Origin of the sequence: Polaromonas sp. (genome assembly GCF_049790275.1) — a bacterium.
Classification (GTDB): Bacteria; Pseudomonadota; Gammaproteobacteria; order Burkholderiales; family Burkholderiaceae_C; genus Polaromonas.
In genome coordinates this window covers 14,933-36,693 of the sequence record NZ_JBAQYR010000028.1, presented here as the reverse complement: position 1 = coordinate 36,693, position 21,761 = coordinate 14,933, and the positions used below count along the sequence as shown (strand labels likewise).

General features: G+C 62.8%; 19 protein-coding genes and 1 tRNA gene. 2 read left to right on the top strand and 18 right to left on the bottom strand.

Annotated features, from left to right (window positions below; all coding sequences use genetic code 11):
• From WA904_RS03540 to WA904_RS03510, 7 genes are all read right to left on the bottom strand, one after another.
• Nucleotides 1–534: ABC transporter permease subunit (locus WA904_RS03540; protein ID WP_425195744.1), on the bottom strand; the 534-nt coding region annotated here is incomplete at its 3' end.
• Nucleotides 534–1,520, bottom strand: a complete 987-nt coding sequence (locus WA904_RS03535) for an ABC transporter permease (RefSeq protein WP_425195743.1) — start codon at nucleotides 1,518–1,520, stop codon at nucleotides 534–536. The genes WA904_RS03535 and WA904_RS03540, both read right to left, overlap by 1 nt.
• Nucleotides 1,517–3,043, bottom strand: coding sequence for a sugar ABC transporter ATP-binding protein (locus WA904_RS03530; protein ID WP_425195742.1), 1,527 nt, complete (start codon nucleotides 3,041–3,043; stop codon nucleotides 1,517–1,519). Before WA904_RS03530 ends, WA904_RS03535 begins: the two co-directional genes overlap by 4 nt.
• A gap of 11 nt (nucleotides 3,044–3,054) precedes the next feature.
• The gene (locus tag WA904_RS03525) at nucleotides 3,055–4,158 is read right to left on the bottom strand and encodes a sugar ABC transporter substrate-binding protein (protein ID WP_425195741.1); all 1,104 of its coding nucleotides are present in this window, start codon (nucleotides 4,156–4,158) and stop codon (nucleotides 3,055–3,057) included.
• 131 nt (nucleotides 4,159–4,289) lie between these two features.
• Nucleotides 4,290–5,267 carry an ABC transporter substrate-binding protein gene (locus WA904_RS03520; protein ID WP_425195740.1) on the bottom strand — a complete coding sequence of 326 codons (978 nt, stop codon included), beginning with the start codon at nucleotides 5,265–5,267 and terminating at the stop codon, nucleotides 4,290–4,292.
• 88 nt (nucleotides 5,268–5,355) lie between these two features.
• Complete coding sequence (locus WA904_RS03515) at nucleotides 5,356–6,369, bottom strand: NAD-dependent epimerase/dehydratase family protein (protein WP_425195739.1); 1,014 nt, start codon at nucleotides 6,367–6,369, stop codon at nucleotides 5,356–5,358.
• On the bottom strand, nucleotides 6,366–7,133 hold the full coding sequence (locus WA904_RS03510; RefSeq protein ID WP_425195738.1) for an SDR family NAD(P)-dependent oxidoreductase: 768 nt from the start codon (nucleotides 7,131–7,133) through the stop codon (nucleotides 6,366–6,368). Before WA904_RS03510 ends, WA904_RS03515 begins: the two co-directional genes overlap by 4 nt.
• 63 nt (nucleotides 7,134–7,196) lie before the next feature.
• On the opposite strand from WA904_RS03510, the gene WA904_RS03505 reads away from it, so the two are divergent.
• Entirely contained in the window at nucleotides 7,197–7,553 is a 357-nt protein-coding gene (locus WA904_RS03505) for a hypothetical protein (protein ID WP_425195737.1), read from the top strand.
• A gap of 73 nt (nucleotides 7,554–7,626) precedes the next feature.
• Here the strand turns inward: WA904_RS03505 and WA904_RS03500 are convergent, their stop codons facing one another.
• From WA904_RS03500 to WA904_RS03480, 5 genes are read right to left on the bottom strand one after another with little or no spacing between them, the layout of a single operon-like run.
• On the bottom strand, nucleotides 7,627–9,279 hold the full coding sequence (locus WA904_RS03500; protein WP_425195736.1) for a glycoside hydrolase family 43 protein: 1,653 nt from the start codon (nucleotides 9,277–9,279) through the stop codon (nucleotides 7,627–7,629).
• Between the two features lie 10 nt (nucleotides 9,280–9,289).
• Nucleotides 9,290–10,342, bottom strand: a complete 1,053-nt coding sequence (locus WA904_RS03495; protein WP_425195735.1) for an ABC transporter ATP-binding protein — start codon at nucleotides 10,340–10,342, stop codon at nucleotides 9,290–9,292.
• 28 nt (nucleotides 10,343–10,370) lie between these two features.
• A complete protein-coding gene (locus tag WA904_RS03490; protein ID WP_425195734.1) occupies nucleotides 10,371–11,222 on the bottom strand; it encodes a carbohydrate ABC transporter permease in 852 nt (283 codons plus the stop codon).
• A complete protein-coding gene (locus WA904_RS03485; protein WP_425195733.1) occupies nucleotides 11,215–12,114 on the bottom strand; it encodes a carbohydrate ABC transporter permease in 900 nt (299 codons plus the stop codon). The genes WA904_RS03490 and WA904_RS03485 overlap by 8 nt, the downstream gene beginning before the upstream one ends.
• Nucleotides 12,114–13,388, bottom strand: a complete 1,275-nt coding sequence (locus tag WA904_RS03480; RefSeq protein ID WP_425195732.1) for an ABC transporter substrate-binding protein — start codon at nucleotides 13,386–13,388, stop codon at nucleotides 12,114–12,116. Before WA904_RS03480 ends, WA904_RS03485 begins: the two co-directional genes overlap by 1 nt.
• A 204-nt stretch (nucleotides 13,389–13,592) precedes the next feature.
• On the opposite strand from WA904_RS03480, the gene WA904_RS03475 reads away from it, so the two are divergent.
• Nucleotides 13,593–14,852: an ROK family protein gene (locus WA904_RS03475; protein ID WP_425195731.1), complete on the top strand. Its 1,260-nt coding sequence runs from the start codon at nucleotides 13,593–13,595 to the stop codon at nucleotides 14,850–14,852.
• A gap of 338 nt (nucleotides 14,853–15,190) precedes the next feature.
• On the opposite strand, the gene WA904_RS03470 is transcribed toward WA904_RS03475, so the two are convergent.
• From WA904_RS03470 to WA904_RS03445, 6 genes are all read right to left on the bottom strand, one after another.
• Nucleotides 15,191–15,266: transfer RNA gene (locus tag WA904_RS03470), tRNA-Phe, on the bottom strand.
• 17 nt (nucleotides 15,267–15,283) lie between these two features.
• Nucleotides 15,284–15,961, bottom strand: coding sequence for a response regulator (locus WA904_RS03465; protein WP_425195730.1), 678 nt, complete (start codon nucleotides 15,959–15,961; stop codon nucleotides 15,284–15,286).
• 65 nt (nucleotides 15,962–16,026) lie between these two features.
• Nucleotides 16,027–18,300 (bottom strand): ATP-binding protein, encoded by a 2,274-nt coding sequence (locus tag WA904_RS03460; RefSeq protein ID WP_425195729.1) that lies wholly within the window; start codon nucleotides 18,298–18,300, stop codon nucleotides 16,027–16,029.
• Complete coding sequence (locus WA904_RS03455; RefSeq protein ID WP_425195728.1) at nucleotides 18,297–18,968, bottom strand: DUF4390 domain-containing protein; 672 nt, start codon at nucleotides 18,966–18,968, stop codon at nucleotides 18,297–18,299. The genes WA904_RS03460 and WA904_RS03455 overlap by 4 nt, the downstream gene beginning before the upstream one ends.
• Nucleotides 18,961–20,337: a 16S rRNA (cytosine(967)-C(5))-methyltransferase RsmB gene (rsmB, locus tag WA904_RS03450; protein ID WP_425195727.1), complete on the bottom strand. Its 1,377-nt coding sequence runs from the start codon at nucleotides 20,335–20,337 to the stop codon at nucleotides 18,961–18,963. The genes WA904_RS03455 and rsmB overlap by 8 nt, the downstream gene beginning before the upstream one ends.
• A gap of 145 nt (nucleotides 20,338–20,482) precedes the next feature.
• The gene (locus tag WA904_RS03445; protein WP_425195726.1) at nucleotides 20,483–21,757 is read right to left on the bottom strand and encodes an FCSD flavin-binding domain-containing protein; all 1,275 of its coding nucleotides are present in this window, start codon (nucleotides 21,755–21,757) and stop codon (nucleotides 20,483–20,485) included.
• Between the last annotated feature and the right edge of the window lie 4 nt (nucleotides 21,758–21,761).

Sequence of the window (21,761 nt, the reverse complement as noted above, 5' to 3'; positions counted from 1 at the left end):
GGGCAGGCCCGCGGTCCTGCCCACGGCCAGGTCGCGCATCAGCGGGGTGGCCGCGTCCTGGGGCGCATGGCCGCCCGTGTACAGCACCATCAGGCCTTGCAGCACCGCATTGGCGCCGAGCGTGAAGATCATCGACGGGATCCGCAGGAATGCCACGCCCAAGCCGTTCACCAGCCCGATCAGGGCACCGCAGAACAGGCCGGCCGGAATGGCCCATCCGGGCCCGAAGGCCGCTCCCGCGGCGGCGGCCATCATGGCACCGGTGGTGATGGTCCATGGCACGGACAGGTCGATATGGCCCAGCAGGATGACGGCCATCAGCCCCGCCGCGGCAAGCCCGAGGAAAGCGGCGATCTGCAGTTGCTGCAACAGGTAGGCGGGCATCAGGAAGTTGCTGTTCACGGCACTGCCGGCCAGCAGCAGCACCAGGCAGCACAGCCCAACCACGGCGGGCGGATTCAGCAGCAGCCACCGCGCGGGCCGCCTCTCGGGCCCGGACGAAGGTTGGGCGGCGATCAGTTCACTGGCACTCATCAGAACAGCTCCAGGCGGTTTCTGACGCGCAGCACCCGTGCCGCGCCAATGCACACGGCGCCCAGCAGGATCAGGCCCTCGAACAGCGGCTGCCAAAGCGCCGGTGCGTTGAAGACGAACAGCAAATCACCGATGGTTCGCAGCACGAAGGCGCCGAGGATGGAGCCGACCATCCCGCCGGTGCCGCCATACAGCGATGTGCCACCTATCACGACCGCCGCGATGGAATTGAGGGTGTAGAGCCCGGCCTGCGGGCCGCTGGCCTCACCCGACAGCGCGATCAGCGACAGCAGCAGCCCGGCGACACCCGACAGCAGCCCGGCGATGGTGTAGGCGAGGAATTTGGCGCCCTCGGACGGCACGCCGGAGAGATAAGCGGCCTGCTCCGATGAGCCGACGGCATAACATGCGCGCCCTATGACAGTACGCCTGAAAGGCATCCACCCCAGCACGACCAGCGCGGCCAGCAGGACCAGGGTCGCGGGGATCACACCGAACAGCCGGCCGGTCAGGGCATCCGCCAGCCCCTCGCTGACCTCGCCGCCCGGCGCGGGCCGCAGCAACAGCGCAAAGCCGAAGTACACCGCACCGGTGGCGAGCGTGACGATGATGGGCTGAAGACGCCCGAACACCACGATGGCACCATTGATGGCACCTGCCGCCGCGCCGCAGGCCAGCACCAGCACGACGCCCAATGCCACCTGCCACGGCGCCCCGTTCACCACGATGGAGGCGAGGCAGCCGGTCATCACCATCACCATGCCGACGGAAAGATCCAGTCCCCTGGTGATGACAGGCAAAGTCTGCGCCATCGCCACGATAGCCAGCAGCACCGCCTTGTTGGAGGCGGTGGTCACGATGGCCACGGAAATCGAGCGCGGGTGCTCCAGCAGGAACAGCGCGAACATCAGGACGAACACCGCCAAGGCGGCGAGCGGCCCGCCGTTGCGCTGCAATGCCATGGCCCATTCGCTGCGCCGGGTCATGCCATGGCGGCCTCCCGGCCGCCGGAGGAAACATTGAGCGAGGAGGCCACGATAGCGTGTTCGCTGATGTCATCGCCATCCAGCGTACGGGCGATCCGGCCCTCATACATGATGAACACGCGGTCGGCTAGGCCGACCAGTTCCTCGTAGTCGGTGGAATACAGGAGCACGGCCACGCCTTCGGCCGCAAGCCGGCGCAGCAGCGCATACAGCTCCTGCTTGGTGGCCACGTCGATGCCGCGGGTCGGGTCGTTGAGCAGCAGCACGCGCGGCTGGGTCATGAGCCATTTGGCGATCACCACCTTCTGCTGATTCCCGCCCGACAAGGTCTGCACCGCGTCTTGCGTGGAGCCGATCTTGATATGCAGCTGCTCCACCATCCGCGCCACGGCGGAGCGCTCCGCCGCCGCGCTGAGGATGCCCAGGCGCCCGAGCGCCGGCAGGTTGGCAAGGCTCATGTTCTCCCGGATGCTCACGGGCAGGACCAGCCCCTCGGTCTTGCGATCTTCGGGGATCAGCGCGATGCCCAGCTCAGGATCCCGGCACCGGTGCGGCGCCAGTTCACGCGGCTCGCCGAATACCTGCACCTTGCCCTGGACGCCCTTGAGCACACCGAACAGGGCCAGCAGCAGTTCCCTTTGTCCCTGGCCGTCCAGCCCGCCCAACCCGACAATTTCGCCGGCCTTGATCTCCAGCGAGATGTCGTGCAGTTCGGGCGGCCAGCTCAGGCCTTGCACGCTGATGGCGGGCACGGCCCAGGGCGCGGGACCGGTTTTCGGCGGATAGGACTTGGCGACGTCGCGGCCTATCATCAGTTGCACCACCTCCGGATCGGAGCGGCTTCCGTTCGGGAAAGTATCCACGCGCCGGCCGCTGCGAAACACCGAGCAGGTGTCGGCCAGCGCCTTGACTTCGTGCATGCGGTGTGAAATGAACAAGCAGCCCACGCCGCGCTCCCGCAGCTGGAACAAAAGCTTGTAGAGACGCTCCACGTCCTCGCCGCTCAAGGCGGAGGTCGCCTCATCCAGGATCAGCAATCGCGGCTGAAGGCTCAGCGCTTTGGCGATCTCGATCAGCTGGCGCCTGGAAAGGGGCAGGTCCCGCACGCGCTCCTTGGGATGGATGTCGCCGCATCCCAGCATGTCCAGCAAGGCGAGGGCTTGCTCCTGCTGGGCCTTGGCGTCGATCAACCCGCGCCGGCGCGGCGGCCGCGCCAGGAAGATGTTCTCTGCCACCGAGAGGTCCGGCACCAAGGACAATTCCTGGAACACGCAGGCAATCCCGTGGTCGCGGGCCATGTTCGGCGCAGCCAGATGCACTTCGACGCCATCCATCAGAATACGGCCGGCGTCGGGTTGCACCACGCCGGCGATGGTCTTGATCAGGGTGGACTTGCCCGCGCCGTTTTCCCCCAGCACCGCGTGGATTTCGCCAGCACGGCAGGTGAAGTCCGCGCCGTCCAGCGCGCACACGCCTCCGTAGCGCTTGGAGATTCCCTCGAGCTGCAGCAAGGTCTGGGGCACGGCGCGTTCCTTCAGGTATTTCCTTCGCTTTGCTTCATGATGTCCGGCGCCGTGATGTTGATGTTGCACGGCGGGAACTCATTGGCCACATAGAACGTGTCCGGGAGCTCGGGGTAGAAGTTCTTTCCCGGCTCCATCTGCTGGTATTCCACGTAGGGAATGGGCACCGAGATGTATTGGGGCAGCTTCTGCCCCTGCAGCGCGGCGATGGCCGCCTTCAACGCCACGGCCACCAGCCCCGGCGACTGCGCGGCCGACGCACCCTTGAGCCCGTCTTTGTGATGCGCATGGACCATCTTGCGAAAGCCGTTCTCCCCCTCGGCGCCGATAGGCACGAAAGGATGTTTGGCTTCGATGAGTGCCCGGACCGTGCCATTGGACCCGGCCTGGGTGTAGATACCGTTGAACCGGCCGTGCACGGCGATCGCATCCGCCGCCACCTTCTGGGAGGTGCCGTCGTCCCAGTTGCCGACAACCTCGACGATCTGTACACCCTTGTGCTTTTCCATGATCTCGCGAAAGCCCAGGTGCCGGTCGCGGTCGACCGAGTTCCCCGGAAGGCCGCGGATCTCGAGCACCTTGCCGCTGGTGACCCCGTTCTTCTCCAGCCACCGGCCCATGAGGCGGCCCATCTCGAGCTGGTCTTCGTTAACCTGAATGACTTCGTCGGTGTCCAGCACGTTGTCGAAAGGGATCAGGACCACACCCGCGTCCTTCGCACGTTTGATCACCGGCTTGAACGACGTAGGCGACACTGCGATGGTGAGGATGGTGTCGAAGCCCGCATTGATGAAGTTGTCGACGGCGCCCAGCTGCGCGGCGACGTCGGTGCCGGTGGAGACCACCTTCAGCTCCTTGATGTGGGGCTTCATCTCGGGCGTCGCCGCGTAGGCCTTGAGCGACTTGATCATCTGGATGCGCCAGCTGTTTCCCGCGTAGCCGTTGGCCAGCGCGATGCGGTAGGGGCCTTTCCTGGCCGGGTACTGGATGGTCTTCGTACTGGAGGAAAAAGGCTTGAAGCAGGCGGGCTCATAAGTCTGCGCCACCGTGGGTCCGGCGATACCTGCCAGTGCTGCGCCGGCGCTTGCTGCAAGAATGTCTCGTCTCGTGTGCATTGCTGTCTCCTGGTTGTGGGTGCCGGCCTGGCGGCACTGGCGCGATTGCGAAACCGCGCGGTTGATCGTAGTGAACTGCGACTTCCGGGCCAATCGCTTCTTCGGTCCTACAACTGTCAAAACCCGTATCGCTAGTACTTGCGGTTCGGGAATTCCTTGGCTGCCACTTCGGCCGGGAACACGCCCTCGATCGACTTGATCCAGCGTGGCAGCGTTTGCCCCGAGGCGGCTTTGGCTGCCGCCTCCATCAGCTGGGGACCAAGCAGGGGGTTGCACTCCACGCTGACATTCATCTTGCCTGCGATCATCGCCTCGAAGGCGCCTTTGACCGCATCCACGCCGATGACGAGGACATCCTTGGCCGGCTTCAGGCCCGCTTCCTCGATGGCCTGAATCGCGCCGATGGCCATGTCGTCGTTGTGCGCGTACAGCACGTTGATCTTCTTGCCCTCGGCTTTCAGGAAAGCCTCCATGACTTCCTTGCCCTTGGCGCGGGTGAAATCGGCGGTCTGCGAGCGGATGATCTTGTAGCGCGGGTTGGCTTTGAGCACTTCCTCGAAGCCCTTCTTCCGTTCGATGGCCGGATCGGACCCCACGGTGCCCTGCAATTCGACGATGTTCACGTCGCCGGTAGTGTTCTTGGTGTGACCAAGCAACCACTGCGCAGCGCGCCGGCCTTCCTCGACGAAGTCCGAACCCACGAAGGTGGTCCAGGTGGAGGGGTCTTTCACCACCACACTGCGGCTTTCCAGAATGACGGGAATTTTGGCGGCCTTGGCCTCCCTGAGCACGGTATCCCAGCCCGTGGTGACCAGCGGCGCGAGGATGATGACGTCCACCTTCTGGGCGATGAAAGAGCGGATCGCCTTGATCTGGTTTTCCTGCTTCTGCTGCGCGTCGGAGAACTTGAGCTCATAACCGGCCGCGCTCGCGGCGGCCTTGACGGACTCCGTATTCGCCGTGCGCCATTCGCTCTCGGCGCCGGTCTGCGCAAAGCCGATCACCAGTTTCTTGCCTGCGGCCTGGGCATGGGCGAACGGGCTCCATGCCAGCATGAGGCTGGCGCTGGCCAGAACTGCCGCGAATGTGCGTCGTTGAAGGGATTTCATGTCATGTCTCCTGAAGTTGATTTCGTCGAAGCGAGCCAGCACTCATTTTTCAGCTTCGCCCGGTGCTGCAGCGGGCGTAGCAGCTTTCCTATCCGGGGTACCAGACCACGCGGGGCTCATCGGCGGGGCGCAGGTAAGCCCATGCGGCCTCCACAAGCCGCGCCATGTCGTATCGCGGACGCCAGCCCAGAAGGAACTTCGCTTTGCTGTTGTCCAGCCATGTCGAGTGGTAGGGCGTCCGCAGAGGAACCAGCGGCACGCCGCGCGTGCGCGCCAGGTAGTCTCCCAGGGCTCCGTAGTCAATGGGCTCATCCATGCAGACGTTCATCAGCTGGTGCCGGACTTGCGGCGCATCGAGCGCCAGCAAAAGCGCCTCCACCAGGTCGTCCACGTGCACAAAATTGCGTTTCACCGGCCCGCCCTCCGCGTCCAGCATGACCGGAACGGCCGCAGACGCCACGTATTCGCGCGCTTTGGATTCCCCCACCAGCTCACGCCAGCGCGGCCCGCCGAAGACATCGGCGCCGAAGGTCAGGGTGTAGCGAAAGTCATCCTTCTCCATGATCCAGGGCGCACGCAGGCAACAGCTGTTGAGTCCGTACTGGATCTGGTATTGCTGCAACATCACTTCCTCCAGCACCTTGGACAGCGCATAACACCCTGGATAGGCGCTATGCGGCTGGCTCTCGACGACAGGCGCGCTGCGCGGATAGTAGAAGTGGCCCACTGCGGCGTCTCCGCCCACGAGCAGGAATTGGCGGAATGTCCTGCTTGTGCGGCATTCCTCCAGCAGCCAGAACATCCCCTTGACCGCCACGTCCATCACGTCGTCCGGCGTCTCCTTGCTGGTCGCAAGATGAAGAACATGCGTCGCACCCTCCATCGCGCGGCTAACATCGGCGCGATGCTGGATGGAGCCGTATACGGATTCAATTCGGGGATGCGGTGGCAGCTTCCGGTTGTGGCACAACGCGCGAACCCGGAACCTGTCGTAGCGCACATCGCTTAACAGACGGTCAATGAACGGCCGCCCGACTTTGCCGGTTGCGCCCGTCACCAGGATGAGATCGGAAGCGGTTGAAAGACCTGGATCGTGGGTCATGTCCAGCCACCGTCGACGACCAGGTCCTGCGCGGTGATCATGCTGCTGTCGTCAGAGGCGAGAAAAAGCGCGGCGCGCGCAATGTGCTCAGGCGCGAGTTCGCCTGGCAGGCACTGCCCCTTGGCGAGTTCGATCTTGCCTTGCGGTGTCACCCATAGCCGAATCTGCTTTTCGGTCATGACCCAACCCGGCACAATCGTGTTGACGCGAATGCGAAAAGGACCGAGGTCACGCGCAAGACTTCTGGTAAGTCCTTGAACCGCGGACTTGCAGGTTGTGTACACAGGCATCCCACCCGTCTTGAGCATCCAGCTCACCGAGCCGAGGTTGATGATCGAGCCTCCCCCCAGCGCCTTCATGTCTTTGAGCACTTCCTGTGCGGCAAAAAAGTAGTGCTTTAGATTCACTGCCACGCCGCTGTCCCATGACTCGGGCGTTGTTTCTTCAATGAGATGGCGCTGGTCGTTCGCCGCGTTGTTCACCAACACCTGGATCGGGCCTATCCGCTGGCGAAGCGCGCCAACTGCGTTCCGAAACCGAGGAGTATCCGTGACATCGCACTCCTCGAAGTGGACGCCCCGTACACCCTCATGTTCAAGCCTGGCTTGCAAAGCCGAGGCACCGTCCGTGTCGATATCAACAAACCCCACTTTGGCGCCCTGCAAGGCGAAATACTCCACCAGGGTCGCGCCGATCCCCGTCGCGCCACCGGAAATAAGAACGCTCCTGCCGTCTAGACTCGGATAGCGGGTTTGCTCAGTCATCAAGTCCCTCGTTGATTGCCCGGAAACTGTGGGTGGCGCGCGCATGAAAGGCGGCATCGCGCGTTGACGCTCGCCTATCTACTGTCTATTCAGTTAGCGATGCCATTCAAGGGGAATCCCGGAGAATCTGCATCGCAATCACCAAAAAAAACGATGCTAGCCGGTGTGTCGTCTCAGAAGTTTGCGAAATTGCTGAACATGAGTTGTGAAATTTCTTTCTGCATCGCAGCAATTGAAGAGGTATGCCAAGATCAGCCGGCCGTGCCAAAGCTCGACACCGTTTCCCGCCAAAGCAAGGGCGGAACTGGACATCTTTCCCAATGGAGATCGTGTCCCCAATCGCTGCTGACTAATTTGAATAAGGTCGACACCATCGCCGCGATCGAAAGCGAACAGGTTCCTTCCTGCACCGGCGTCTGACGCAAGCGTCCTTCGCTGAGGTTGCCGCAGCCGACGATGCCGATGCCGCCTTGAGCATGATCGCTTGCTCTATCTAGTCTGCGTAGGGATCAGCCCGATACGATCGTTCCTGGTATTCGAAATAGTCGAAGTCGGCGGCCAGCCCGCTGCCTGACATGTCCTGGCATGCCATTCCCACAAAAGCACCCGTAAAGTTTGGACGCCCCGGTGCGCTGGCTTCGTCCGAGAGAATGCTGGCGTCGAATTGGACGGGAATCCAAGTCCACGCACCGCCTTCGACCCGATAGGCGAAATACAGCCGCTCCAGGTCCACCTCGGCCCGCAATTCCACGGGCATCCCGGGTTGGACCGCGATCGGGGCCGAGAACGCATCGGCCGACATCTGGTTGGGCAGGCTCGACATCACCCGCACATGCTTGCCAAGTACCTCGTCGTGAGACAGGTAAAGGTAGTGGAACTTGGTGCTGTTGTAGTAGCAGATCAGCCCAGCCTGTTGCTGGAAGTGGCGGGGCTCGAATTCGACGCGGGTCCTGGCGCTGTAGCAGTGCGCCTGCTGGCGCCTGGCGACCAACGATTGCTTGAAGAAGCTGCCCGCCGTTTCGCGACCGAACAGTCGCAGGTACCCTGGCCGCGCCGTCAGGCTGAACAGCTCCTGCGGCCAAGGCGAGCGAAGCCACTGGAAGTCGATGGGCAGATCGGACTTGTCGAAGTCCTCTCGCTCGGGAACGCTTCCGAACGGATGGGCCGGCAGTCCGGGGGCCCGCGCCTGCAACTGGGTCAGGCCTGGCGCGCAGTCGGTTCTCAACCAGTCGTCAGCGCCCCACACCATCGGTTGGATCGCAGTTTCGCGTCCCAGAATGCAGGTTCCGCGATTGGGCAAGGGACGGCCGCACAGGTAGGCGATGTACGTCTGTCCGTCTTGCGTTTCCACCAGGTCGGCGTGGCCCGCCCGCTGCAAAGGTGCATCCGGCCGATCGCGCGAGCTGAGGATGTACATGTCGGGATGAGGTTCGTAGGGGCCGCGCAGGTCGCGCGAACGCGCCATCGTGACCGCGTGGCCCCAGCCCGTTCCCCCTTCGGCGGTGATCAAGTAGTAGTAGCCTTTGCGCTTGTACAGGTGCGGCCCCTCGGTGAACCCGATCGGCGTGCCCGTGAAAATGTTGACGCGCTCGCCGACCAGCTCGCGCCCGGCGGCGGAATACTCTTGCAGCACGATGCCAGCAAAGCGGTTTTTGCCGGGCCGGTGATCCCACAACTGGTTGACCAGGTACTTGCGCCCGTCGTCGTCATGGAACAGCGAAGGATCGAAGCCGCTGCTATTGAGATAGACGGGATCGGACCATTCGCCATCGATCGAGGCCGAGATGACCAGGAAGTTGTGAAAGTCACGCAGCGATGCACCGCCGGCCGCGCCCGCGTTCGAGGTCTGGCCATAGCGTTTGACGTCCGTGTAGATCAGGTAGAAAAGTCCGTCGGCGTACGAAAGACAGGGCGCCCAGATGCCGCACGAGTCGGGGTCGCCGAGCATGTTGAGCTGGCTGGGCCGCGTCAATGGGCGGGCGATCAACTTCCAATGCACCAGGTCGCGCGAATGATGGATCTGCACGCCTGGGAACCACTCGAAGGTGGAAGTCGCGATGTAGTAATCGTCGCCCACGCGAAGGATGGACGGATCGGGGTTGAAGCCTTTGAGGATCGGGTTCTGGATCAAGGTAGGTGTAGACATATGCAACGATTCAAGATAAGCGCAGGCCACTCGCCGCGTCAAAGAGATGGACACGTTCGGCCAGCGGCGCGATGTGCAAGATCTCGCCCGGGCGCGCCTCAATGCGCTCCCTGAAGAGGACCGTGATGGCTTGCCCGCCGAGTTCTGCGACCACCTGCGTTTCCGATCCGGTGGGTTCGACGATCTTCACCAGCGCGGTCACACCCGTGTCGGACAGCCTGAAGTGCTCGGGGCGCACACCGTAGAGTGCAGTGCCCGTCGGCATCGAGGCCGGCTGTACCACTGGCAGCACCAGCCCGCCTTCCGCGTGAAAGCCGTCGGCCCCCAGCGTGCCCTTCAAGACGTTCATCGCCGGGCTGCCAATGAAGCCGGCAACGAACAGATTTGCAGGTCGGTCGTACAGATCCAATGGCGCGCCGATCTGCTCGACCACGCCATCGTGCAGTACGACGATACGGTCAGCCATGGTCATGGCTTCCACCTGGTCGTGCGTCACATAGATCATGGTGGTGCGCAGGCGCTGGTGTAACGCCTTGATCTCCGTGCGCATCTGAACCCGCAGTTTGGCATCGAGATTGGAGAGCGGCTCGTCGAAGAGAAAGACCTTCGGGTCGCGCACAATCGCACGGCCCATCGCCACACGCTGGCGCTGGCCGCCCGACAACTCCTTGGGCAAGCGTCCGAGCAACGGAACGAGGCCCAGGATTTGCGCCGCGCGCTGCACTCTCTGCTCGATCTCTGCCTTGCTCGCGCCATTCATCTCGAGCGAGAACGACATGTTCTGCGCTACCGTCATGTGCGGGTACAGTGCGTAGTTCTGGAACACCATGGCGACGTCGCGATCGGAAGGCGGCAAGTGGTTCACGACTCTGTCGCCAATACTTATTTCGCCAGCGGTGATGTCCTCCAGCCCGGCGATCATGCGAAGCAAGGTCGATTTTCCGCAGCCCGACGGACCCACCAGGATCACGAATTCACCGTCCGCGATCGTCACATCGACACCGCGAATGATGCGCTCGGTCCCGAAGTTCTTTTCTACGCCTCGAATGTTGACGGATGCCAATGCGCTTCTCCTTTGTATCGTGTCGGCGTCATCCCTTGACCGAGCCCGCGGTCAATCCTGCAACGATGTGTTTTTGAGCGGCGAAGAACATGATCACCGCCGGCAGGATCGTCAGGGTGATGAACGCCAGCACCAGGTTCCATTCGGTCGAGTACTCCCCCTGGTAGGCCATGATTCCCAGCGGCCAGGGATAGTTGGATTCACGGTTGAAGACCACCAACGGCAGCAAATAGGCGTTCCAGCTGTGCACGAACACAATGACCGAGACAGTGGCAAGGATAGGCCGCGACAGCGGCAGCACGATGTACCAGAAGAATTTGAAATAGCCGCAGCCGTCGATCAGCGCAGCCTCAAAAAGCTCCGCTGGCAGTTGTTTGAAGTAGTTGCGAAAGAGAAGCACGCTGGTCGCCACCCCGAATGCCACCTGCGGCAGCACCACGCCCCAGTAGGTGTCCAGCAGGCCGAGGTCCCGAATCTTGATGAACAGGGGCAGGATGGCCGTGGCGGCAGGAAACATCAGGCCCAGCAACAGGTAGTTGAAGAGGAACGTGGCGCCGAAGAACCGCACGTGTACGAAAGCAAAGGCGGCCATTGCCGAAACGCCGACCGTGAGCACGACTGTGAGCACGGCGATGATCACCGAGTTCAGCATCAGGCGCCAGTAGCGAACCCCCGAAAGAATGTCCCAGTAGTTGCGCCACTCCCACTCGCGCGGCAGCCCGAACGGATCGACGCGCAGATAACCCAATGATTTGAAGCCACCCAGGGCAGTCGCGACCAGGGGAACCAGCACGATGCCAGCCACGAGGAGCAAGACCGCATAGCGCAGCATGACCGGCATCCCGCCGGCGGCGACGCGTGGTGATGCATCATCAGTCATCGCGCATCAAGGTTCGTTTGTAGCCGAACGCGAACACCACGCAGATGAGGAACAACACCACGCCCACCGCGCTGCCGAAGCCGATCTGCATGCGCGTCACACCGTAGCTGTAGAGGAATGTGACCATCGTCTGCGTGCTGTCGGACGGCCCGCCCTTGGTCAGCGGCATGATGATGTCGAACAGCTGGATGGAGCCGATGATGGCGAAGAAGACCGACAGGCGAATGGTTGATCCCAGGAGCGGTAATGTGATGCGCCGGAAGATTTGCCAGCTTTTTGCCCCGTCGATGCGCGCCGCCTCATACAGGCTGGGGTTGATCTGCTGCAGGCCGGCGATGTACAGGATCATGTGAAAGCCGAAATATTTCCACACGACCACGACCAGGATGGCATACATGGCCAGGTCGGGCTCCGCCAGCACATAAGGCGGTAACGCGCCGAAAGCCTGCCAGATCTTGGCCAGAAATCCGTACTCACCGTCGTAGACAAAGCGCCAGATGAGCCCGGCCGCGATCTCCGCCAGGATGTAGGGCAGGAAGAAGATCAGGCGGAAGCTCGTGGTGCCGCGCAGCCGTTCGGCCAGGAGCAGGGCCATCGCCAGGGCCAGGGGCAACTGCACGGCCAGCGAAACCAGGATGACCAAGAGGTTGTTTTTCAGCGCGGTGTGGAACGCCGGCGTCTCGAACAACAGCTTGAAATTGCGCCACCCGACGAACTGCGTTGGCGTCCCGTACCCGTTCCAGCTGAAGAAGCTGTACCAGGCCGCCTCGCCCATCGGCAGCGCGACGAAGACGGTGAACAACAATAGCGCCGGTGGCAGGAACAGCAGCGCGACGGCCGCGCTCGCGCCCAACCTGGAGCTGGGCCCGCGGAACCGGGCCCAGCGACCCATCAATTGGCCAGTTTCCACGCCTGCTGCACGGCGGCGGCCGCGTCGGCGGGCTTGGTGCGGCCCGCGGCAAGGTCCGCGGAAACGTCATTCACCACGGCACCGACGGACGCACCCAGCATCTGGTCGTAATAGACCTGGTGGTATTTCGCGTTGCCGACGTTCTCGACCAGCAAGCGCAGCACAGGGCGCTTGATGGCGTCGTTCGTGCCCTTGATAGCCGGCAGGTACAAGCCCTTCTCCGCGGCGATGCGCTGGTTCTGCGCTTCCGAGAAGAAGCGCAGGAATTCCACGGCTTCCTTGGGTGAGCCCTTGGTCACGATCCAGCCATTGAGCCCGCCTAGCGTGTCGGTCGGGTCGCCCTTGCCGCCCGCGACGGTGGGGAAAGGCATCCAGCCCAGTTTCTCGTCCGGAACCCCGATCTTGTCGGCGGCGTTGGCCTTCATGGAGCCCAGCATTCCGTTGAGCATCAACACCATGGCACCCTTGCCGTCGCCGAACTGGCCCGACGATTGCGGGAACGTCGTTCCCAGGAAGCCGGGCTGGAAAGGCTTGAGGTCCGCGAGTTGCTTGAACAACTCGCCCGCGCGCACGAAGGTCTCGCCGGCGAAGCCCTTGCCTTCACCACGGATCGCGGCGTCGAATGCCGGCTTGCCGCCGATACGGATGGCCAGATGCGACCAATAGAAATGGAGCGGCCATTTGTCGCCCCCGCCAGCGATGATGGGCGTGATGCCCGCGGCCTGGAACTTCTTGACGGCCCCCAGCAAGTCGTCCCAGGTCTTGATGCCCTGGGCGTCGACGCCGGCCTTGGCAAACAGGTCCTTGTTGTAAAAAAAACCGACTTGCGACAGCTGGAACGGCACGCCGTAGATTTTGTTGTCCAGCGTGTACGCCTGCACACCGGCGGGCAGGAAGCGATCCTTCCAGCCTCCGGCATTCATCGGCGCGCTGATGTCTTCGAGCACGCCGGCCTTGACCTGCTCTCGCATCACGCCCCCTCCCCAGCTGTACAGGATGTTCGGGCGATCTGGCGATTGGAGCAGGGTGGTGAGCTTCTTCTTGTACGACTCGTTTTCGAGGTACTGGATTTCTACCTTGACCCCGGGGTGGGTGGATTCGAAGCGCTGTGCCAGGTCGTTGTAAAACGCCCGAATTTCGGGGTTCTGATCTACGTGCATGAGGCGAACGTTGACGTCTGCAGCCATGGCTGCGACACCTGCCATTCCTGCGGCAATCGCGAGGGCAACCGATAACAATAGCTTGCTGATCTTCATATGCGCCTCCATTAGTTGTCTGGTCGAACCAAATGTGCCATTGGCCACCGGTCCCAACATCAGGGATTACCCCCGTGCACGGTCATCCCAATGGAGCCAAAAGAAATTCACTTGTGAGGCGGGAAGAGAGCACTCACAATTGTTTACCAGTCAAACTATTGCGGCAAAACTGCCGCGCACACGTTTCCGATGCCAAACACGTCCATGACCGGAGACCAGAGCTATCTCAAAGCCATCAATCGCATGATCTTGCTGCGCCTGCTGCGGGAGCAGACCGGGATGTCTCGCGCCGAACTGGCCGAGCGCAGTGGTCTGACTCGCTCCACGGTCAGTGCCCGCATCAAGGAACTCATCGATGAAGGATGGCTGAGCGAAGAAGATGCTTGCGCCACAGGCGGCCCTGGACGAAGGCCCACACCCCTTAATCTGGATGGGTCCCGCCTGATCCTCCTGGGCGCCGAGCTCGGGCCCGACGCGATCCGCGTGGTCGCCACGTCGATCAAGGGCGACATCCTCGAATCGAGCCAGGCGGCGCTGCGGTCCCGGGAACCCGATCCGGCCTGCCATCAGCTTGTGGAAATGGTGAGCGCCCTTTCCGCTCGCATGACGCGTGAGGGCGCACAGCTATTGGGCATCGGCGTCGGGTTGCACGGGCTCGTCGACAAGCGCTCGGGCATGCTGGAGTTCGCTCCCAACATCGGCTGGCGCAACGTCGACGTGGGCAAGCGGCTTGGCGCCGAACTGGGCCGCTCGGGTTTTGCCAACGTGCCGGTCTACTATCACAACGAGGCGGACATGGCCGCTGTCAGCGAAACCGAGTTCAGTGAAGGCCCCGTCGCCGACCCCCTGGTGTACGTCAGCTGCGGTGTCGGGGTTGGTGCGGGCATCATCCTCAACCGCGCCCTCTTCACCGGCGCCACCGGCTCGGCTGGTGAAATCGGACATACAACGCTGGTGATTGATGGCGCGCCCTGCTCTTGCGGGCGCCTGGGGTGCGCGGAGGCCTATCTGGGCCTCAGGAGCATCGCGGCTGCGGCCGACTGTCTGCAACACGGCGCGATCAACCACGCGGCCCTTCGAGCACGCATGTCAGCACGCGACCCGGTCGCACGGGCTGCTTTCGCGCGCGCTGGCGAGTTTCTGGGCGTTCTGTTGCAAAACGCCTGGACGACGTTCAACCCCCAGGCGATCGTGCTCGGCGGCGAAACGGTGACGCTGGGCGGCGAAATCCTGGTGGACGCCGCGTCGCAAGTCCTCGCTCGCTATGCCGAGCGCGCAGGCCTTCAGGCTCCCAAAGTAAGGCTGACCCGGTACTCGGACTTCGCCACCGCGGTCGGCGGCGCCGCTTACGCGTTGCATGCAATTCTCAATCCCCACCAGCGCTCCTTGCACATTCGCTATACACCTGAGGTCTCCGAACCGGGTGCGCACACGAAGCGCGTCGAATGGGCCGCTACCGCCTAGCCTTGGGGACCTTGGGGAGAGCGCATTACTAGAGTTCCTGAACAAAGCCGCGCCTCGGCTTCGGCGGGATCGCAGGTCTTCAGGGAGCGTTTGTACCCATGACCCGGAGCGTTCCCAAGCTCAGGTGGCTTCTTGCGGCGTAACTGGTAAATGCCGGTGCCAATCGGGGACTTAAAAAGCTGGGCCGTCAAGGAGCGGCGGTGCTTTGGAAAAGAGGCGCCGATTCTACGAACCGAAGTTGTCACTGTGTACCTGCTTGGTGTACCAAACCAAGGGGTTAGCGACGCTCCAGAATTGAAAAAGCCCTTGAGTCCGTTAAGAATCAAGGGCTTGCGATCTGGTGGCCTGGGGCGGAATCGAACCACCGACACAAGGATTTTCAATCCTCTGCTCTACCGACTGAGCTACCGGGCCAAGCCTAAGATTATATATCAGGCGGCGCGCTTGCCCCGTGTCAGGTCCACACCCAATTGCTTGAGCTTGCGGTACAGGTGGGTTCGCTCCAGGCCCGTCTTTTCCGCCACACGGGTCATGGAGCCGCCCTCCTTGGCGAGGTGAAATTCAAAATAGGCTTTTTCGAACTCGTCACGCGCGTCGCGCAATGGCTTTTCCAGCAGAAAGCTTTGCGTGGCTTGGGGGCCCAGGTCCACCGCAACCGGCATGACCTGACCGGTCATCGCGGCCTCCACCGTCATGTCCACGGCATGCAAAAGCGCGGCTGGAGCAGCCAAGGGTTTGCGGCCCGCTGATTTGACCAAGCCTTGTTCGACCGCCTTGAGCAGTTTCTGCAGCGTGATCGGCTTTTCAAGGAAGGCCATTGCCCCGATCTTGGTGGCCTCGACCGCGGTGTCTATGGTCGCGTGGCCGCTCATCATGATCACCGGCATGGTCAGAAGCCCGCTCGACGACCATTCCTTGAGCAGGGTGACGCCGTCTGTATCGGGCATCCAGATGTCGAGCAGTACCAGGTCGGGCCTCGACCGGACACGGGCGGCGCGGGCCTGCGCCGCGTTTTCCGCGAGTTCGACCTGATGCCCTTCGTCGTTGAGGATTTCCGAAAGCAGGTCACGTATGCCCAGCTCATCGTCGACTACCAGAATGTTTGCCATGTTGAATCACTACCCCCGCCAGCAGTTGTCAGTTCTGCGACTCTTGGCCCGAGCCTGCAGTGTTGTTAAGTCACAACCGCGAATGATAACGATACTTGAGCCCCCTGCACGACGCCGTCGATCACGCGATTGGAAATATCGACCCGCGCGCCGTGTTCATCGGCAATTTTTTTGACCACCGCAAGCCCCAAACCAGTGCCTTTGACCTTGGTCGTGACATAAGGCTCAAACGCCCGTTTCAGCACGTGTTCCGGGAAGCCCGTGCCGTTGTCGCGCACAGTCAGGCGCACCCGTTTCGAGGTTTCGGAGTACTCGGTTTTGAGGAGGACCCGCGCACCCGTCTTGCCCTCCTGCGCATCCTGGGCGTTTTGCAACAAGTTGTGAATGACCTGCCGAATCTGTTGCGCATCGCCCTTGATTTCGGGGGCAGCCGGGTCCAGCTCGCTATAGATGGGCACCACAGCGTTCTCGCTGGCGTAGAGCTGCATCACATCCGCGACCAGCGTGTTGAGGTCCAGTGGCTTGAGCTCGGCCGCCGGCAGGCGTGCATAGTCGCGAAACTCGTTGACAAGACGTTTCATCGCATCGACCTGGTCAACAATGGTCTTGACGGATTTGGTCAGCAGGATCTGCTCGGGTTCGGCGACCTTGCCGGTGAGCTTCATCTCGAGCCGCTCGGCCGACAGCTGAATGGGCGTCAGGGGGTTCTTGATTTCGTGGGCCAGCCGGCGCGCCACTTCGCCCCAGGCCTGGGCGCGCTGCGCAGACACCATCTCGGAGACGTCGTCAAACACCAGCAAGCATTCGTTGCCCGGCATCTTGGCGCCGCGCGCGATCAGCGTGATGGCATTGTCGGGGGCGCCAGGCTGGGCTGCATTGAGTTCGAAGGACTGCTGCCAGTGCTCGATGTCATGCTGGACGTTTTCGCCGAAGTAGGTGTCAAACTGCGCCTGCACCCCCTGCGCAAATACCTCCAGGCCGGGAATGTCGGCCAGCGTGCGCCCTTGGTAGGCCGCCAGCGGCACGCGCAGGATGCGCGTGGCTCCGGGGTTGCTGGTCTGGATGCGACCCTTGAGATCCAGCACCATGACGCCGGCCGTGAGGTTGTCCAGGATGGTCTGCAGATTGGCGCGCGCCGCATCCACCTGGTCCATGCTTTTTTGCACCGCCCCGCGCGCGTCGGCCAGCTGCTGGGTCATGTCGGCGAAGGACCGGGTCAGGCCGCCCAACTCGTCCTTGCCCTGCAGGGCCGCCTTGGGCGTGAGATCGCCTTGGGCCACCTGCTTGACCCCTTCCGCCAGCAGCAGCAGGGGCCGCGCCAGCTGGTTGCCGAGCACCACCGCCAGCAGCACTGCACCAAACACCGCCAGGAACAGACTGAGCGTGAGTGTGCCTATGTACATCTTGCGCAGGCCGCCCCGGGCCAGGGCGCGTTGCTGGTATTCGCGGTTGGCCTCCTGCACGGCAAAGGCGTTGGCGACCAAGCTGGCCGGAAGCATCTCCGTCACCTGCAAAAAGCGGCTTTCCCCGAGCAGGCCAACATTCGGGCTGCTGACCAGCGCCAGGGCCTTGATGCGCGGCGGCGTGCCGCCTGCGGCCAGGCTTGCCGCACTGCCCGGCTCGGCACCGGACAGCGCCACCTCGTCCAGCCCTTCGATCTGCGTGGCCACGCGCTGGGTACGGGCGCTGCGCAACAGCTGCGCAGGAGGCCGCTCGGGTTTGAGTGAATATCGCGAATCTCCCGCGCTGGCAATCAGCTGCCCGGAGGCTGTCCACAACACCACGTCGCTGACGGCCAGTTGCTCGCGCAGGCGCTCCAGCGCCAGGCCGGCCGAGGCGTCAGGCGTCTGCGTCAGCTGCCCCGCGGCAGCACGGGTCTTGTTGCCCAGTTCGGCGGCCAGCGTGTCGAGGGTGACGCGGCCCAGGTTCAGGCCGGCGTCCAGCGCGCCCTCGACCTTCACGTCAAACCAGCTCTCAATCGAGCGCGAAACAAACTGGTAGGACACGACGTAAATCATCAGGCCCGGCAACAAGCCTACCAGCGCAAAAATGGCGGCCAGCTTGACCAGCAGACGGCTGCCGAACTTGCCCTTGCGCAGGCGAAGGATGAGGCGCGCCACAATCCAGCCGATGACCAGCAGCAGCAGGACAGCCACCGCCACATTCAGCCCCAGCAACAGGACATAGTTGCGCTCGTAGAGCTCCCGGTTGCCGGTGGCCTGGGTCAGCAGGAACAGCAGAACCAGCCCCAGCGCCGCCATGGCACCCACACCGACACCGACAGTCCAGCGAAAAGCCGGACTGCTTTTCAGCGGGGACGCATTGCCCTTGAGGTTCACTTCACAGCCTCTTTGGCTGCTTCCTTGGGCGCTTCTGCCGGCACATCCTTGACCGGGTCTTTAGGCATGTCGCGGATCGGTTCCGCCCGCAGCTCACGGTTGGTTTCGACAGAAACGGTCCAGTCTTTCTGCCCCGCCACGCCAATCTGGAAGGGACGCGGCAATTGCGACAGGTCGAGCCGGAAGCGGAAATCCACGTTATGCCGGGTATCGGGCTCCACTTCTGCCGCGTCGGCAATGCGCCAGCGCGAGAAGCGCTGGATAGAGGCAATGGCATCGTCCAGGTTGTCGTAGTTCTGGCTGAAGGAGGCGCGCAGGCCGCTGACGCTGATGGCGCCGGAAAGGACATTCAGGCGCCAGCGTCGCGTCAGCGGCTGAAAGGCCAGGCGCATGGTGCGGGTCGCCGTGGTGATGCGCTTGTCATACCAATACCAGCGGCCACGGTAAATGTCGGCCTCAGCCACAAAAAACATGGGAATGCCCTTGAGCAAGGCGTCTTCGACGACCGGCGACAGGTCAAATGTGACTGTTGCAGACAGATACACACCTTCGTCGGAGCGCTCCATCCGGAGTTGCGTCACCTCGGTCGCCAATGCCCCAAAGTTTGCAAGCGCCATCCAGGTGCAGACAACAAACACCAGCAGGCGCCGCAGCACCCTGTCAGGCATTGCGTTTTTCAAAAACCGCGTAATAGAAACCGTCGTGCTCACCCTCCAAATTGTCCGGGAAGACGGTCACCCCGGCGCCACTTTGGGGTAGCAAATGACCGGGCGACGGCATGAAATGAGCGTCTTTGTGGTGCACAACAAACGTTTGCACCTGCTGCTCACCTTCGGCCCTGAAAACCGAGCAGGTGCAGTAGAGCAAGCGGCCTCCTGGTTTGAGCAGCGGCCAAAGCGTTTCAAGCAGGCGAGCCTGCAGCGCAGCCAGTTGCGCGATGTCGGTCGGCCGGCGCAACCAGCGCACATCCGGATGGCGCCGCACGATGCCCGACGCCGTGCACGGCGCGTCCAGCAGGATGGCGTCATAAGGCCGCCCGTCCCACCAGTCATCGGGGCGGGCAGCATCGCCTGCCCGTATGTCCGCCTCCAGCCCCAGGCGCTGCAGGTTGTGGCTGATACGTTCGCAACGCTGCGCATCGATATCCAGCGCCAGAAGCTCGCAATTGGTCAACTCCAGCAGGTGCGCTGTTTTGCCGCCCGGGGCGGCACAGGCATCGAGGATGCGCAGGCGCGGGCTTCCCTCAGGAGGAGCAAGGCCCTCGAGCAGCAGTGGCGCCGCCATCTGCGCCGCGGCGTCCTGCACCGAAAAATGGCCTTCCGCGTAACCGGGCAGTGCCGTCACCGGGCTGGGTGCCGCCAGCACCACACCGTGCGGCCCAATTTGATTCGCTACTATATTCATAGCTGCAAGCGTCCGCAGATATTGGGCTGGAGTCGTTTTCCTTGCATTAATCCGGAGAATCAACGGCGCTCTGGCGTTGTTCGCCTGCAGGATGGCCTGCCAGTTCGCAGGGTGGTCCTTGCGCACCCGGTCTATCCACCACTGGGGGTGGTTCCAGACGGCTTGCGGATGCTTTTCCGTTGACGCCATCAGCGCGTCACGCTCGCGCAGGAAGCGGCGCAGGCAGCCATTGATAAAGCTCGCCTGATGCACCGTGGCCTCGTCGCGCTTGGCCGCTTCCACCGCCTGGTCCACCAGCGTATAGGCGGTGTAGCGGGGGCTGTCATCGTCCGGCAACCGGCCGAGATCAACGCTTGCAGCCCCCTCCTCCGTGCAAGCCAGCGCAAGCGCAACACACAACAGGGCATCGGCCTCGGGTGGCGGCGGCCGCTGGGCCAGTTGCTGGCGCAGGGCCTCGGCCCGGCCCAGCCAGCGCAAGGCATGAAAACCCAAGGCTTGCACGCCGGGCCTGAGGATGGGGTCCACGTCCTCCAGCGCGGCCGTCATGGAACGGCCACCGCGAACGGCCATCAGTAAAAAAGCAGCTCCCTGAAGCTGGCGCCACAGAGGGACTTGGGTGGGGTTGTCTTGCATGAGCTTATGTTAGCCCCCACGGTCGCTCACAGCGTGTAGCTCTCTGCCCCCCGAGGGGGCCACTACGCCTGCGGTCCGGCAAAGCCGGTCCCGCGGCCCCGGCTTGCAATTCGGGATCGCAGGTGGAACGTCCCCGAGACCAATTTCAGACCAGAGTGTCGGCCCAAATGTTGCTGGCCCAGCTCATGGCGTAGGCGCCTTCCTGCTCGGTGGGACCGGGGCTTACACCGACAGAACCTGCCACGGTTTTGAAGGTCTTCTCGGCAGCCACGTACTCATGCACGCTGGCCACGTGGATGACATTTTTGCTATCGACAAAGCTGTAGCAGGTGTTGGTCAGCATCGGTGCCGGATTCACGTCCCAGCCCGAGAGCTGCGCAACAATCGCCGCGGCCGCCACCTTGCCGTGGTTGTTGGCCATGTGCCCGCTCTTTGGCATGCCGGGCGCGATCTGGATAGAGTCGCCCAGCACAAACACGTCTTTCGCCGCTGTGGACTCGAAGGTCTGGTAGTTGACGCCGCACCAGCGGTTGTTGGCCATGTTGTTCAGGCCGGTCTGCACCGCGATGGCGCCGGCACGCATGGACGGCAGGGCATTGATGACGTTGGCCTTCACGTCTTCCTGGACGTCGAACTTGATGACGCCGGCCTTCGCGTCCACCGCCGTGGCCCTGTGCTGTCCACGGTACTCGATGATGCCTTTGTACTGCTCGGCCCACACCTTCTTGAACAACGGTCCTTTGGACGTCACGTCCGGGTTGGCGTCAAGGATCAGCACCTTGCTGCGCGGCTTCGTGGCCTTGAAATATCCGGCAATCACGGACGCCCGCTCGTAGGGTCCGGGCGGGCAGCGGTAAGGCGCCTCGGGAATGGTGATGGCGTACACCCCGCCATCGGGCATGGCTTCGAGCTGTTTGCGTAGCGCCACGGTTTCGGGGCCGGCCTTCCAGGCCTGCAGGATCTGGCCGGCGGCCTGCGCCTGCTGCAGGCCCTCGATGCTGCCAAACATCAGCTCGATGCCCGGAGACACCACCAGCTTGTCATAGGCAATCGTGGCGCCGCCTTCCAGCGTCACGGTTTTCTTTGCGGTGTCGATGGTAGTGGCCGTGTCCCGCACAACCGTGATACCGTGATTTTTGGTGAGACCCGTGTAGGGTGTGGTGATATCGGCGAGCTGCTTGCTGCCACCCAGCACCAGATTGGAAATGGGGCATGAAACAAACGCGGCTTGCGGCTCGATCAGCACCACATCAATTTTGTGATCGGACAGCAAGCGCACATATTTCGCTGCAGTCGCGCCGCCATAACCACCTCCAATTACGACAACTTTGGCTTTGGCCGGAACGGAAGTGGTGGCACATGCGCTCAGGCCGAGCAGGCTCAATGCGGCGGTGGACTGGAGAAAGGAGCGTCTTTGCATGAGT

Coding starts and splice junctions, on each gene's coding strand:
- WA904_RS03485 (WP_425195733.1), bottom strand. CDS start 12,114: ATGGGTCGCTGGGCCCGGTTCCGCGGGCCCAGCTCCAGGTTGGGCGCG.
- WA904_RS03535 (WP_425195743.1), bottom strand. CDS start 1,520: ATGACCCGGCGCAGCGAATGGGCCATGGCATTGCAGCGCAACGGCGGG.
- WA904_RS03500 (WP_425195736.1), bottom strand. CDS start 9,279: ATGTCTACACCTACCTTGATCCAGAACCCGATCCTCAAAGGCTTCAAC.
- WA904_RS03475 (WP_425195731.1), top strand. CDS start 13,593: ATGACCGGAGACCAGAGCTATCTCAAAGCCATCAATCGCATGATCTTG.
- WA904_RS03510 (WP_425195738.1), bottom strand. CDS start 7,133: ATGACTGAGCAAACCCGCTATCCGAGTCTAGACGGCAGGAGCGTTCTT.
- WA904_RS03525 (WP_425195741.1), bottom strand. CDS start 4,158: ATGCACACGAGACGAGACATTCTTGCAGCAAGCGCCGGCGCAGCACTG.
- WA904_RS03520 (WP_425195740.1), bottom strand. CDS start 5,267: ATGAAATCCCTTCAACGACGCACATTCGCGGCAGTTCTGGCCAGCGCC.
- WA904_RS03445 (WP_425195726.1), bottom strand. CDS start 21,757: ATGCAAAGACGCTCCTTTCTCCAGTCCACCGCCGCATTGAGCCTGCTC.
- WA904_RS03515 (WP_425195739.1), bottom strand. CDS start 6,369: ATGACCCACGATCCAGGTCTTTCAACCGCTTCCGATCTCATCCTGGTG.
- WA904_RS03455 (WP_425195728.1), bottom strand. CDS start 18,968: ATGCCTGACAGGGTGCTGCGGCGCCTGCTGGTGTTTGTTGTCTGCACC.
- rsmB (WP_425195727.1), bottom strand. CDS start 20,337: ATGCAAGACAACCCCACCCAAGTCCCTCTGTGGCGCCAGCTTCAGGGA.
- WA904_RS03480 (WP_425195732.1), bottom strand. CDS start 13,388: ATGAAGATCAGCAAGCTATTGTTATCGGTTGCCCTCGCGATTGCCGCA.
- WA904_RS03465 (WP_425195730.1), bottom strand. CDS start 15,961: ATGGCAAACATTCTGGTAGTCGACGATGAGCTGGGCATACGTGACCTG.
- WA904_RS03490 (WP_425195734.1), bottom strand. CDS start 11,222: ATGACTGATGATGCATCACCACGCGTCGCCGCCGGCGGGATGCCGGTC.